Annotated in this window: 13 protein-coding genes and 3 tRNA genes; 9 read left to right on the forward strand and 7 right to left on the reverse strand. The window is 47.3% G+C overall.

The features are described 5' to 3' along the window. Window positions 1-21 precede the first annotated feature (21 nt). Complete coding sequence (locus tag HGH91_RS15475; RefSeq protein ID WP_168739599.1) at window positions 22-2,163, forward strand: cation:proton antiporter; 2,142 nt, start codon at window positions 22-24, stop codon at window positions 2,161-2,163. A gap of 119 nt (window positions 2,164-2,282) precedes the next feature. Here the strand turns inward: HGH91_RS15475 and HGH91_RS15480 are convergent. From HGH91_RS15480 to HGH91_RS15490, 3 genes are all read right to left on the reverse strand, one after another. Continuing rightward, window positions 2,283-2,357, reverse strand: a tRNA-Val gene (locus HGH91_RS15480). A gap of 32 nt (window positions 2,358-2,389) precedes the next feature. Then, window positions 2,390-2,464 (reverse strand) — tRNA-Val (locus HGH91_RS15485). A gap of 37 nt (window positions 2,465-2,501) precedes the next feature. After that, window positions 2,502-2,576 (reverse strand) — tRNA-Val (locus HGH91_RS15490). Between the two features lie 320 nt (window positions 2,577-2,896). Here HGH91_RS15490 and HGH91_RS15495 point away from each other — a divergent pair. From HGH91_RS15495 to HGH91_RS31515, 5 genes are read left to right on the forward strand one after another with little or no spacing between them, the layout of a single operon-like run. Next, window positions 2,897-3,466, forward strand: a complete 570-nt coding sequence (locus tag HGH91_RS15495; RefSeq protein ID WP_168739601.1) for a hypothetical protein — start codon at window positions 2,897-2,899, stop codon at window positions 3,464-3,466. Between the two features lie 58 nt (window positions 3,467-3,524). Continuing rightward, window positions 3,525-3,842, forward strand: coding sequence for a hypothetical protein (locus HGH91_RS15500; RefSeq protein ID WP_168739602.1), 318 nt, complete (start codon window positions 3,525-3,527; stop codon window positions 3,840-3,842). Window positions 3,843-3,864: 22 nt separating this feature from the next. Further along, complete coding sequence (locus HGH91_RS15505; protein ID WP_168739604.1) at window positions 3,865-4,737, forward strand: hypothetical protein; 873 nt, start codon at window positions 3,865-3,867, stop codon at window positions 4,735-4,737. Continuing rightward, window positions 4,738-5,409, forward strand: a complete 672-nt coding sequence (locus tag HGH91_RS15510) for a response regulator transcription factor (RefSeq protein WP_168739605.1) — start codon at window positions 4,738-4,740, stop codon at window positions 5,407-5,409. Window position 5,410: 1 nt separating this feature from the next. After that, a complete protein-coding gene (locus HGH91_RS31515; protein WP_168739607.1) occupies window positions 5,411-6,721 on the forward strand; it encodes a sensor histidine kinase in 1,311 nt (436 codons plus the stop codon). Between the two features lie 54 nt (window positions 6,722-6,775). On the opposite strand, the gene HGH91_RS15520 is transcribed toward HGH91_RS31515, so the two are convergent. Then, complete coding sequence (locus HGH91_RS15520; protein ID WP_168739609.1) at window positions 6,776-7,717, reverse strand: hypothetical protein; 942 nt, start codon at window positions 7,715-7,717, stop codon at window positions 6,776-6,778. Window positions 7,718-7,848: 131 nt separating this feature from the next. Between HGH91_RS15520 and HGH91_RS15525 the strand changes: the two genes are divergently transcribed. From HGH91_RS15525 to HGH91_RS15535, 3 genes are read left to right on the forward strand one after another with little or no spacing between them, the layout of a single operon-like run. Then, window positions 7,849-8,508, forward strand: a complete 660-nt coding sequence (locus HGH91_RS15525) for a metal-dependent transcriptional regulator (RefSeq protein ID WP_168739611.1) — start codon at window positions 7,849-7,851, stop codon at window positions 8,506-8,508. A 36-nt stretch (window positions 8,509-8,544) separates the two neighbouring features. Continuing rightward, a complete protein-coding gene (locus HGH91_RS15530; protein ID WP_168739613.1) occupies window positions 8,545-10,419 on the forward strand; it encodes an Nramp family divalent metal transporter in 1,875 nt (624 codons plus the stop codon). A 13-nt stretch (window positions 10,420-10,432) separates the two neighbouring features. Next, a complete protein-coding gene (locus HGH91_RS15535; protein WP_168739615.1) occupies window positions 10,433-10,828 on the forward strand; it encodes a thioesterase family protein in 396 nt (131 codons plus the stop codon). A 192-nt stretch (window positions 10,829-11,020) separates the two neighbouring features. Here the strand turns inward: HGH91_RS15535 and HGH91_RS15540 are convergent, their stop codons facing one another. Genes HGH91_RS15540 through HGH91_RS15550 form a run of 3 tightly spaced genes read right to left on the reverse strand, consistent with a single transcriptional unit; the run spans window position 11,021 to window position 13,166 of the window. Further along, window positions 11,021-11,758, reverse strand: coding sequence for a LytR/AlgR family response regulator transcription factor (locus HGH91_RS15540; protein ID WP_168739617.1), 738 nt, complete (start codon window positions 11,756-11,758; stop codon window positions 11,021-11,023). Beyond that, window positions 11,736-12,800 carry a sensor histidine kinase gene (locus HGH91_RS15545; RefSeq protein ID WP_211092313.1) on the reverse strand — a complete coding sequence of 355 codons (1,065 nt, stop codon included), beginning with the start codon at window positions 12,798-12,800 and terminating at the stop codon, window positions 11,736-11,738. The genes HGH91_RS15540 and HGH91_RS15545 overlap by 23 nt, the downstream gene beginning before the upstream one ends. A 12-nt stretch (window positions 12,801-12,812) precedes the next feature. Continuing rightward, complete coding sequence (locus tag HGH91_RS15550) at window positions 12,813-13,166, reverse strand: DUF4288 domain-containing protein (RefSeq protein ID WP_168739619.1); 354 nt, start codon at window positions 13,164-13,166, stop codon at window positions 12,813-12,815. Window positions 13,167-13,190 lie beyond the last annotated feature (24 nt).

A 13,190-nucleotide genomic window follows, 5' to 3' on the forward strand; every position in this document is an offset into this window, starting at 1 on the left:
GAGATATAAAAATGGTAATTAATGAAAGGACTGGTTTTACTCATGGACACAAATTTACCACTGAAAGATCCCGTACCGATCTTCTCGCTGGTATTGTTTATTATACTGCTGGCCCCTATCATCCTGCGTAAATTCAGGATACCCAGTATTATAGGACTCATCATAGCCGGCATGCTGATCGGGGATCACGGGTTTAAAATAGTAGAAAAAGGAAGTATTAACCTGTTTGCCAACGCAGGGTTGCTCTATATTATGTTCCTGGCAGGCCTGGAACTGGACATGACCGAATTTCGCAAAAACCGCTACCGTAGCATGGTATTCGGCGCTTTTACCTTTTTTATTCCGCTGATCATGGGATTTGTGGTATGTACCTACGTACTGCATTTCAACTTTATGGCTACCCTGCTGGTATCCAGCATGTTTGCCACCCATACCCTGGTGGCTTATCCACTGGCCAGCCGGCTGGGCATTACTAAAAATGAGGCGGTTACCGTAGCGGTGGGAGGAACTATCATCACCGACACCGCCGTATTGCTCATTCTCGCCATCATCACGGGGGCTCAGGCGGGTAACCTGAACACCTATTTCTGGGTACGTTTGGGCATTTCCCTGACCATTTTTGCTGTGATTATCCTCTGGCTGATGCCTATGCTGGGCAGATGGTTTTTCAAGAAAATAAAAGACGATAAAACGTCCCATTTCATATTTGTGCTGGCACTGGTATTTGCCGCCGCCTTCCTGGCAGAACTGGCAGGGGTGGAAGGAATTATCGGGGCTTTCCTGGCCGGATTGGCCCTCAACCAGCTGATTCCGCATACTTCCCCCCTGATGAACCGGATCGAATTTGTGGGAAATGCCCTGTTTATTCCGTTTTTCCTCATCAGCGTAGGAATGCTGGTAGATTTACGAGTATTACTCAAAGGTCCTGAAGCCCTGATCATCGCCGGGGCGCTCACCCTCATGGCCCTGTGCAGTAAATGGCTCGCCGCCTTCTTTACCCAGCTGTCGTTCAGGTACAGCAATACCCAGCGGAATGTGATCTTCGGCCTCAGCAGCGCCCATGCTGCTGCTACGATTGCCGTTATCCTCATTGGGTATAATATGGGCATTGTAGATGAAAATGTGTTGAACGGAACGGTGATCCTGATCCTCATCACCTGCCTTACCGGGTCTTTTGTAACGGAAAACGCCGGCCGCCGGCTGGCCATCCAGGAAGCAGAAAACAAACCGGAAAATCCGGAACAACCAGAACGGATCCTGGTACCGGTATCCAACCCGGAACGAATCGAATCCCTACTCGATTTTGCAGTGATGATCAAAGACACCAGCGCCCCCACGCCCATTTACCCGTTGGCAGTAGTACAGGATAACGACGAAGCCAAAGAAAAGATACACCTCACCAATAAAATGCTGGAAAAAGCAGTGATACATGCTGCTGCCACAGAAAGCCCGGTGCAGGTAGTTACCCGCATAGACCTTAACGTGTCTGATGGTATTACCCGCGCTACCAAGGAATTGCTGATCAGCGATGTTATCCTGGGCTGGACAGACAGAACCAGTACTACCGACCGCTGGCTGGGGAATATCTTCGGTACTACGCTCGACAACGTTTTACAACGGGTATGGGAAACAGTATATGTATGTAATTTCCATTCCCCATTGAATACCACCAAGAAAATGGTGCTGGTCATACCTCCCAACGCGGAGTATGAACTGGGATTCCTGCACTACCTGCAAAAAATGTTCATGCTCGCCAAACAGGCAGGCGCACGGCTGCTGGTGTTCTGTAATGCAAAAACACAGGTCATTACCGAAGCTTTTTCTGAGAAATCAAAACTCAGCGTAGACCTTAGTTTTAAACAATTTGATACGCTCGAAGATTTCCTGATCCTTTCCCGCGAAATTACCCGCGACGACCTGGTAGTAGTGGTAACGGCGCGCAAGAGTACTCTTTCCTATCATGCATATATGGATAACATTCCGGCGAAACTGGAACGTCATTTTAAAGATAATAATGTGATCCTGCTGTATCCCGAACAAAGAGAGTTTAACTCGCTGGAAGCCGGCCTGCAGCCGGAAGACCTCACGCTGGCGCCTATACAGGAACAAATTGCCAACCTGAATAAACTGGGTAAGGCGGTAAGACGAATATTTAAGAAATAACCAGATTAATATAAGAAAGGAGCAACATGGTTGCTCCTTTCTTATATTAATCTTATGATAGTGCACAAATTAAAAAGGTCCTGCAAAAACTGCAGGACCTTTTTAATTTGTGTGTAGTGTGGGAGCTACTGGATTCGAACCAGTGACCCTCTGCTTGTAAGGCAGATGCTCTGAACCAGCTGAGCTAAGCTCCCGAAAGATCTTTATGACGGAATGTTGATGGTAGTGGGAGCTACTGGATTCGAACCAGTGACCCTCTGCTTGTAAGGCAGATGCTCTGAACCAGCTGAGCTAAGCTCCCGCTAAAGATCTTTAGTAAATATGTCAAAAAATTGAAGTGGGAGCTACTGGATTCGAACCAGTGACCCTCTGCTTGTAAGGCAGATGCTCTGAACCAGCTGAGCTAAGCTCCCTTTTTATTTGTAACCATCATTCCTTTTGTTCGATGGGATTGCAAAGGTATAAACTAATTTTATTCTACCAAATATTTTTTGAAAAAAGCAGGTAAAAAAATAAACACATTCTCACAAAACCATCTCCCATAGCACATCTTCCGGAGAACAAATTTACATTTCAATTTTATAAATCATCCACTACTCTTTTTCATTTATATATATGTAGCATCAATAATGTGCATTTTTTTCGAAGATTTCCTGTTTTTCATTTTCGCTTCATCTTCGGCGGCTAGCTTTGTTCCTGATATAATTATTGAACAACCGAAAAAATCTTTGTCATGAAATCTACCACATTAATGATCGCGGCTATGCTTTTGTCCGGTGCCGCCTTTGCGCAACAAGCCAGTGTAAGCACCAATGCCAGCACCAACGTCAATGCTACGGCAGCTCCGCAACAGGGCAAGGTAACCACCGCCTCCAACAGCAATACCAACGCCACCGTATCTACTCCGCATAGCGAGGGAACAATCAACGCTTCTCATAGCAGTGCAGGTACCATCAATGCCGGCAACACCATCGCCAACAGCGCGAGTGCGGGCCAGCAAGGGGCTGTACAGGCACAAAACAGCATCGCCACCACCGTGAATAATACTGCGCAGGCAGGCCATCAAACAGCCGTGCAGGCGCATGGCATCGTTACCTCAGCTACCAATACTACAGTACAGGCAGGCCAACAGGCCGCTGTGCAATCCCATGCTGCGGTAAAAGCCACTACCAACAATTCAGTCAAAGCTACTAACCATATCATCCAAACCGGTGCAGCGGCTTCACAAAGCGTGAAAGTACACCCTGCTCCTATTAAGGTGAATACCAGCGTTGTAGGAAATGCCGGCCTTCACATCTTGTAATTCCAAAATAAAAACAGAATTTTGTTGGGATATCTCAACAAAATTCTGTTCTCTTTCTGTGATGGTAAAAGTGCTGACATCTGCTTCCGTGTTGTTGTTCGCAATAGCATTACTCCAGCCCTCCAAAGGCTATGGACGTGATAAAGCCATTGCACTTTCTACCCGTTACTTATTACCGGTGGCCGACAGCGTGCCGCTTACCAATCACCCGGCAGATAAGCCTGCTGAAAAACCAGTGGATCCATCCTCATTACCTGTTATTAAAGAAGTGCCTAAAACAAGGCGCATGGTAAAACCGATGGCCCTTCCTTCTCCATTGCCTGTCCAACCAATTAAGATCATAAAACCAAAAATCGTCATCAAAAAGCTGATCTGACGGGACACTAAAAAAACGAATCATGAGATATGCAATCATATTAACCTTGCTGGCAGGGTTATGCTACCAGTCTGTAATGGCACAAACCGACAGTACTGCCCGCACTGACACCACCCTACAGGGTGAGAAAAAGAAAACGACGTTTACCCTGGGCGCTCTTTACGCCAATAATGCCAGTTATTACGGGCAAACCGCCGCTTCACCCATGCCATACGTAGCCGCCAGCGGTGTAGTGCAGTTCCCCTGCGGCATTTACCTGAGCAGCACTGCTTACCGCCTGCTGAAAGATTCCAGTCACGCTGTATCCGCTACCAGTGCCACTGCCGGCTTCTCTTTTCCAATAGGTAAAAAACTGACCGCCGATATTGCGTATAGCCATACTTTTTATCCATCTAATTCTGCCTTCTTACAAGCCGCCAACCCGGATAACGCCACCGCCTCGCTGAAATATAAATACTGGATGACCACTGGTATCAGCGGCGACTACGCCTTCGGCAAACAACAAGACATATTTGTTACCGCCAGCACTGAAAAACTTATCCAACTGGGAAGCTTTTCCAAAAAAGACCTGATCACGCTTACACCGTCTGTCGATGTGGTTGCAGGCACCCAGCATTTCTATGAATCGTATGTAACGCAACGCTACCTGCAGTTCAAAGACCTGGGACTACCGCTGCCCTTCCTGCCAGGCGTACCAGCCGGTAGCCAAACAGTTAATAAAGAAGCTACCAGCTTCGATGTACTTTCGTATAACCTGCATATACCACTGGCCTATAATCGCGCTCACTATATGATTGAAGCCGCCTACCAGTTGTCTGTGCTCAGTGATAAAGCCCTGACCGGCGCCGGGGAAACCCATTCTTTTGTGAATTGCAGCTTTTATTACCAGTTTTAAATGAATGTACTGATTATAGAAGATGAAAGGTCGATGGCGACCGAAATGGAGGCCTTCCTGAAGAAGGCCTACCGCTGCGAGCTGGCAGCCAACGCCGCACAAGCAATCGTGAAGCTGGAAGACAACCAGTACGACTTCGTATTACTCGACCTGGGACTTCCGGATTTGGACGGCCTTCAGCTACTGCAAAAGGCACGCAAACTATGCCCGGAAGCAGCTTATATTATTCTCACCGCCCGCGGGCAACTGGAAGACCGTATCAAAGGGCTCGACCTGGGTGCAGATGACTATCTCCCCAAACCCTTTTCCCTGCTGGAACTCCAGTCACGCATGCAGGCCATTGCCAGGAGGAGATTTGGCTTGCAGGAAGCCCTGTTGCCACTCGGCGATTTTAACCTGGACCTGCAAAAAAGAAATGTATATTTCGAACAGGTAGAAATAGCGCTTTCCCGCAAGGAATTTGACCTGCTGAGTTATATGCTCCTGCACAAAAACAGGCCGCTCACCCGCATGCAACTCAGCGAACATATCTGGGGCAACCTGGCAGATGAAGATTATGATTCTAATTACATTGATGTACATATCAAAAATATCAGGAGAAAATTGTCGGCCTACGGATCGGTAGAATGGCTGCAAACCATCCGCCATGTAGGATATAAAATAAAAATCTAGCGTGAAACTTTTTACCAAGCTTACACTGTTTATCACACTGTCGAAAATGGCCGTGGCAGGGCTCTTCATTCTTATACTCCCCCTGCTGGTGGAAGACATCGCTTATAAATACAACGATTTTTATCTCCGGGAACAAAAGAAAAAAGTACTACAGGTGATACAGAAAAATGGCATCGATGCCTACCTGCAGGGAGAAGAAAATTATGGTAGTTATACCATGCTGAAAGAGGAATATATTTCCCTGGAACCCGCTACACCCCTATCTTTCCACGATACCATTGCCACCATGCGGCGTTTAGTGGAAGGCGATACCCTCACCTACCGGGTACTCAGTCACCAGCTACAGGCCAACCAGCGCACCTTCCTGCTGGAAATAGGTAAAAAAACCGCCACCATCAGCCAATATAATAAACCCTTACAACGGGTGGCGTTATATGTACTCGGGGGACTGATCATCATCACCATCGTGATTGACCTCATCTTTACCCGGCTATTGCTGCATCCATTAGGAAAAATTATCAGTACCCGGCTGCTCAACCGGCGCTTCCCCTTCAAAACGCAGGCGCCACCTATAAAAACCAGCACCACCGATTTCCGGTATCTCGATGATTCACTGGTAGAACTCATGACCCGGATCAATGCCGCTTTCGAAAAAGAAAAAGAGTTTACCTCCAACGCTTCTCATGAACTGATGACGCCCATCAGCATCCTCCAAAGTAAAATGGAAAATATGCTCGTGGATACAGCAACAGACGAAGAGCAACAAAAGAGGATCCTGGGCATGATGAAAACGCTTAACCGGCTCAAAAAAATTGTTCGTGCCCTCCTACTCATTTCACGCATTGAAAACGATCAGTTCCCAAAAAATGATACAATAGTGCCTTCAACGCTGGTAGCAGAAGTGATGGAAGAATTGGAACACCGGTTAGATGAAAAAAATCTGCACTTTTCATCGCAGCTTACACCGGATGTAGCACTGCCCCATCTCAACCATGACCTGGTTTTCCAGTTGATCTATAACCTGCTCAACAATGCTATCAAATACAACAAAACAGGAGGCAGCATCCGGGTTACCGATGAGCGGCTGCCAGGCGCTTACCGCTTAACGATTGCCGATACCGGGGTAGGCATCGATCCCCGGGATATTCCTGTTATTTTTGATCGTTTCCGGAAGGCGCCCCGTGATACGGAGGAAGGATACGGCCTGGGGCTATCTATCGTTAGCACCATTGCCCGGTATTATCACATACAAATTACCGTAGATGCAGCCATAGATCAGGGTAGTGCGTTTACCTTAACTTTTCCCCTGTAAATAAAACAGCCGCCCGTGATACACGGAGCGGCTGCATACTTTATCAGTAATATTCTATTTCTTTTTCTTCTTTTCTGCTTTCTTCACAAATCCTCCTTCAAAGAAACATTTAATTCCTCTATAGGCGCCACAGCCGCCAATCTCCCGGATATTTACCCTGCCGGCAGAAAACTGGAAGGCAATACCACAGGAAGATTCTTTGTCTTTGTATTCACCACGGTTACCAGCCAGGTAATGTCCTTTACCGCTGATTTCTCCTTTGCAGGCGCCATTATCTTTGGAGAAGGTAATAAAGAACTGGAATGTTTTATTATCCTCACCATCACGGATAGATACAATACTCATATCGCCGGCTGTATAATCACCGGAAAATTTCTGTTTCCGGGGCAGGGTATCTATGGGATTAAATATTTGTCCGGCGTTGGCAGGTCCGTTGGAGTTAGTCATAATCAGCGTGGTAGCACCTTTCGCATCTACCATGTAAAAATCTTCTTTCAACGCGCTGCGGTTACCATCCAGCTTTTTCTCACTAGTGATCTTAATTACGTTCTTGTTATCTATCAACAGGGAAGAAGTAGTACCGTCTGTGCTACCGGTACTGGCTACACGTATACGGCTCAGGTATTTACCCTTTTTGTCGAAGAAGCAGAGATAACCTACAGATTGGGAGCGGCCGTCGCCTCTTACTACCATATAGTTCACTACGCCACCGGGAATCCGTTGCAGCGGGAAATAATCAACCTGCTCGCGTTTACCAAAATCGCCCTTGCCCAGAGTATCTGTTAGAAAGTGCATGGCGGCGGTGTCTAATGCCAGCGAGTCAGCCAGCTTCAGCTGCAACGTGTCAGGAGTAAGCTTGTAGGGCAGCGTACCAGGTGTGAACAGTGTCTGAAAATCTTCAAATGTCATTGGTTCATCACCCCTGCCTGTTTTCTTCTTGGATTTGCAGGCTGCCAATACGCCAATGGCCAGTAATAATAAAAGGATACGCTTCATTCGAAAAGTTAGTTCTGTGCGAAAAGTTAGATATAATTTTTATATGTGCGCGCTAAAAATCAAAAAACATACCGGATAGATAAAAGTTCGGATTTATTATTTAGATTTGCCTAAATAATATTTTAGGCAACATGAATTTATCGATCGCGGAGGAAAACTACGTAAAATCCATTTATAAGTTGCAGGAAGGCGACGCAGTGGTGACTACCAACGCGCTGGCCTATGAACTGGAAACCAAGCCAGCATCGGTAACAGACATGGCTAAAAAGCTGAAAGAAAAAAAACTGATTGACTACGAAAAATACAAAGGTATCACCCTCACATCCGAAGGCAGAAGGGTAGCCTTACAGATTATCAGGCGCCATCGCCTGTGGGAGTGTTTCCTGGTAGACAAGCTGGCTTTCAGCTGGGAAGAGATACATGAACTGGCAGAAGAGCTGGAGCATGTACGCAGTGAAAAGTTAATCAGCCGCCTCAGCGACTATCTCGGCAACCCGGTCATAGATCCGCATGGCGACCCTATACCCGACGCCCACGGTAAAATGGCCAAGCCGCGCCCGCAAACTTCGCTGGACCAGGCCAATGCCCGGCGCCTGGTGGTGACCGCCGTTACCGATCAATCAACCGCCTTGCTGGCCTTCCTGAATGCCAAAAGCATTAAGCTGGGCACTCAATTGGAGGTAATTGCCCATTATGAATACGATAACTCTATTGAAATAAAACTGAAACAACATCCGGCCATCACGATCAGTGAACAGGTAGCCAAAAACATTATGGTAAGACCCGTATAATCCTTCGTGCAGCCCGAATTATTATCTACTATGAGCATGGAACATATACATTCAGCCACATCGCTAAGTGAGGTACATCAGAGCGTAGAAACCAACGGAAAATCCAGGTGGAAGAAAATCTTTGCTTTCTTTGGCCCCGCCTACCTGGTCAGCGTAGGTTATATGGACCCGGGCAACTGGGCTACCGACCTGGCCGGCGGCAGCCAATACGGCTATAAGCTGCTCTGGGTACTGCTGATGAGCAACCTGATGGCGCTCCTGCTGCAAAGCCTGAGTGCCCGCCTCGGTATTGTGCGCGGACGCGATCTGGCCCAGGCCAACCGGGAAACCTATCCCCCCGTTGTAAATTTCATCCTCTACATACTGGCAGAAATTGCCATTGCCGCCACCGACCTGGCCGAAGTACTGGGAATGGCCATCGGTATCCAGCTGCTTACCGGGCTTCCCCTCATCTGGGGCGTAAGCTTAACCGTACTGGATACCTTCCTGCTGTTGATATTACAACGCTATGGTATTCGTAAAATGGAGGGATTTATTATTTCGCTGGTAGCCATTGTGGGTACTTCCTTCCTGGTAGAACTGATATTGGTAAAACCGGAAATGGGCGAAGTAGTCAAAGGATTCGTCCCCACTATACCTGATAATACCGCGCTATATATTGCCATCGGTATTATTGGCGCCACCGTGATGCCGCATAATCTCTATCTCCACTCAGCCCTGGTACAAACCAGGAAGATTAAGCGGGATGATGCCGGCATCAGGCAGGCCATCAAGATGAACTTTCTCGACAGTACCATCGCCCTGAACCTGGCCTTCCTGGTCAACGCCGCTATCCTTATCCTGGCTGCCGCCGTATTCTTTAAAAGCGGCCGTACCGACGTAGCTGAGATACAGGATGCCCATAAACTGCTGGATCAGCTGTTGGGCAGCAAACTAGCCCCCATTCTCTTTGCCGTGGCATTAATCGCCGCCGGGCAGAGTTCTACCGTGACCGGTACCCTGGCAGGGCAAATAGTGATGGAAGGCTACCTGCGCCTGCGTATCAATCCCTGGCTGCGCAGGCTCATCACCCGCCTGCTGGCTATTATTCCCGCATTGCTGGTAATACTCATTGCCGGCGATGATGAAGTAGGCGCCCTGCTGGTATTCAGCCAGGTATTACTCAGCCTGCAACTCGGCTTTGCAATCATCCCGCTGATACACTTTGTGAGCGACCGGAAAACAATGGGCAATTTTGCCATCTCCCTACCCACAAAAATTATCAGTTGGGCAGTCACCATTTTATTGGTGTACCTTAACATGCGGATGGTATTCACAGAAGCCATCGGGTATATGTCAGGCACCGGAAACATATTTGTAGACGGGCTCATTATTGCCGGCTGCGCCGGCTTTGTGGTGATGCTGCTCATTACCATCCTTTATCCCCTGCGCAGACGCTACCGCGAAGATGCTGCCGCCGGTATACACACCACCCAGGTATCATTGGGCGAAATGGAAAAACCCACTTACCACCGTATCGCCATGGCGCTGGATTTCACAGCCAAAGACCGGGAAATCATTACCAACGCTATTGCTCACGGCAACGAACATACGCAGTATATCCTGATCCATATCGTGGAAAGCGCTTCCGCCAAATACTTCGGGAAAGATTCAGATGACCTGGAAACACGCAGGGATCAGGCCCAGCTCGACACTTACCTGGCCTTGTTAAAAAGCCGCGACATCAACGCCAAAGGCGTGCTCGGTTTCCGCCGGCGCCCCCGCGAAATTGCCCGCATCGTACACGAAGAAAACGCCGATTTCCTTGTGCTGGGCGGACATGGACACCGCGGCTTCAAAGACTGGCTATACGGCGAAACCACCAACCAGGTAAGACACCGCGTAAAAATACCGGTACTGGTAGTACAGTGATAATATTTTTTACATGCAGCAACGTTTTCAACCTGGCGACGCTAAAGAATTCCGCCGCATGGTACGGCCGGAAGACTGTGCCGCCTTCGACAGCGGGAACGTACATCCCGTTTATGCCACCTTCGCACTGGCCCGCGATGCGGAATGGTGCTGCCGCCTGTTTGTACTCGACATGAAAGACGATACAGAAGAAGGCATTGGGGTACAACTCACCATCGATCATATGTCGCCTGCCTTAATAGGCAGTGAGGTGCTGTTTACAGCTACAGTCAGCCATTTACGCCAGCATGAAATTTCCTGCACGTACACGGCTACTGTAAATGGCCGGCTCATTGCCAGTGGTACGCAGGTACAGAAGATTTTAAAAAAGGAAAAACTGGAGCGGTTGTTCGTAGGATTGAGCGGATAGGATTTTTCACGCAGAGGCGCAAAGCAGCAAAGATAGAAGCGAATTTTAAGCCGCAGAGCGCGAAGATTATATTAGTTCAGTAACATAACGCTGACCTACATAATCTTCGCGCTCTGCGGCTTAAAATTCGCTTTTATCTCCTCTGTCAGTCCTTTGCTGCTTTGCGCCTCTGCGTGAAAAAAAAATTTGCTATTACAGCCCCAGGGCAGATTTCAGGCGGGGATACCCTGTTTTACTCACCAACACTTTCGCCCCGCTGCGCAGGATAGCCAGGTGGTTTTCTTTTTCATACGGATCAATACGGGTTACCTGGTTTACATTCAGGATATAGGACCGGTGTACCCGCGTAAACTGTTGCGGGTCCAGCATCTTCTCAAAAAAAGACATAGTCTTGTTTTTTAGAAAACTTCCTTCCTGGGTAAAAATTTTCACATAATCATCAGCGGCTTCGATATAGTGAATATCCTGTACCGGGATGATCTTGATTTTACCATTGATCTTGATCACCACGCGGTTACTCTGTACCGGGTTAGCCGCGGCCGTTTCCAGCAAAGCAGCCGTGCTGGCGGGCGTTACCTGATATTGATCCAGCCACTTCTGGACAGCTTTATCAAAACGTTCACTGGAAAACGGTTTTAGCAGGTAATCTACCGCATGTACCTCAAAAGCCCTGATAGCATGCTCTTCGAAGGCCGTGGTAAAGATAACCGCCGGCATATTTTCTACCAGTTCCAACATCTCGAAACCGGTAATTTTCGGCATTTGTATATCGAGGAAAATAATATCCGGTTGCTGCTGCTGTATTGCTTTCAACCCTTCAAATCCATCATTGCATTCCTGCACTACCTGTATCTGCGGGAAGTTCAACAAGTATTCCTTTACTACTTCACGGGCCAATGGTTCATCATCAATTATTACTGCTTTTATCATGGGTTTGTGGTACTTTAATGATTGTCGTAAAAATGTGTTCAACGGCGGTAGTTTCCAGCAGATCCTGTCGTGCAAACAACAGGTAAAGCCTTCGCCGTATAGAATTCAGGCCAAATCCGGTGCCTTTATTAGGCTGTTGTAACTCGTTATCAAATGGGTTTTGTATAGATATATACAGCATATTGTCGGCTATCCATGACCGTATGCTGATGGTAATTTCGCCGGTAGTATCATACAGTCCATACTTAATAGCGTTTTCCACTACTGGTTGCAATAACATGGGTGGCATCCGCATCTTCTCGGTATTTTCATCGGAAACAACCTCAGTACTTAAGCGGTGCCCGAAACGTACCTTCTCAATATCAAGATACAATTGCAGGTAGTTCAACTCTTCTTCTAAGGTAATCCATTCCTCATCTTCCCGCTTAATAGAGCCCCGTAAAAAATCAGACAGCTTCAACACCATTTCCCGGGCCTCTTTCGGACGAAGCATAATCAATGCATTGATAGAGTTAAGGCTATTGAACAGGAAATGCGGTTGTAATTGCTGGCGCAGCTTAAACAACTCCGCTTCTCTCACTATTTTTTCGTTGGCCTCTTTCCGTTGCAACATTTCCTGCACATCCTCTGCATCGTACCACATCTGGCTTCTCAACCCAATACCAGTAATGATCATCCAGCCCACCAGCCCATGAATGGGGATGGCGTTGTTAAGCCAATGCAGGTAAACCGTATCCGAAACAAACACTGATTTAAGTATCCATCTGCTTAAACATACCCATAATACCGACAGCGAAAAACTTACTACGTTTACGTAACCAAACTTCATGCTTTCTACCGTTGGCCGGTAATAAGCTACGTTCTGGCTGATGATCATACTGGCCGCGCCCAGTAATATTACGTGCACGGCGCTGTCGGTAACTGCCTGCCATAGAGGAATATCAAACCAGAAGTAGAGAAGTCCTCCATATAACAACAGCCATACTCCGAAAGACATGATAAACATCCACCATGCCTTGCCTTTCATGATTTGTTTTGCCAATAGCGCGTTTTTTTATACGTTAAGCTCAAAATATTGCTGGCCCTGCAGTTGTGCAGATTTCATCTGCAGCCAGGCGATATAGGAATTAGGATCTCCCGGTTCTTCAATGCGGGAATACAATTCCATACCATCTGTCAACTGGTCCAGTGTATACACTTCCGGTACATTGATGAATTTCCATTGTACCAGCTCCTGCTGTTGATTTTTAAATGCATATTGCTCCTGCATACCAATTTCACGGGCTTTGTCACATGCATCTTTCTTGGTAACAGCGCTGATTAATCTTAATTGTTCGTCGAATTGCGGGGTATGATTTCCGTCGCCGCAAATAATCTGATATACTACTTTCGCAACAAACCAATGCATAAGAAAAGATTTTAAAGTTGGAAT

Origin of the sequence: Chitinophaga eiseniae, from assembly GCF_012641265.1 — a bacterium.
In the GTDB taxonomy this organism is placed as follows: Bacteria; Bacteroidota; Bacteroidia; order Chitinophagales; family Chitinophagaceae; genus Chitinophaga; species Chitinophaga eiseniae_A.

Excerpts from the sequence above, each read along its gene's own strand:
- HGH91_RS15510 (WP_168739605.1), top strand. The coding sequence starts at position 4,738 with ATGAATGTACTGATTATAGAAGATGAAAGGTCGATGGCGACCGAAATG.
- HGH91_RS15525 (WP_168739611.1), top strand. The coding sequence starts at position 7,849 with ATGAATTTATCGATCGCGGAGGAAAACTACGTAAAATCCATTTATAAG.
- HGH91_RS15520 (WP_168739609.1), bottom strand. The coding sequence starts at position 7,717 with ATGAAGCGTATCCTTTTATTATTACTGGCCATTGGCGTATTGGCAGCC.
- HGH91_RS15495 (WP_168739601.1), top strand. The coding sequence starts at position 2,897 with ATGAAATCTACCACATTAATGATCGCGGCTATGCTTTTGTCCGGTGCC.
- HGH91_RS15505 (WP_168739604.1), top strand. The coding sequence starts at position 3,865 with ATGAGATATGCAATCATATTAACCTTGCTGGCAGGGTTATGCTACCAG.
- HGH91_RS15535 (WP_168739615.1), top strand. The coding sequence starts at position 10,433 with ATGCAGCAACGTTTTCAACCTGGCGACGCTAAAGAATTCCGCCGCATG.
- HGH91_RS15550 (WP_168739619.1), bottom strand. The coding sequence starts at position 13,166 with ATGCATTGGTTTGTTGCGAAAGTAGTATATCAGATTATTTGCGGCGAC.
- HGH91_RS15530 (WP_168739613.1), top strand. The coding sequence starts at position 8,545 with ATGGAACATATACATTCAGCCACATCGCTAAGTGAGGTACATCAGAGC.
- HGH91_RS15475 (WP_168739599.1), top strand. The coding sequence starts at position 22 with ATGAAAGGACTGGTTTTACTCATGGACACAAATTTACCACTGAAAGAT.
- HGH91_RS15540 (WP_168739617.1), bottom strand. The coding sequence starts at position 11,758 with ATGATAAAAGCAGTAATAATTGATGATGAACCATTGGCCCGTGAAGTA.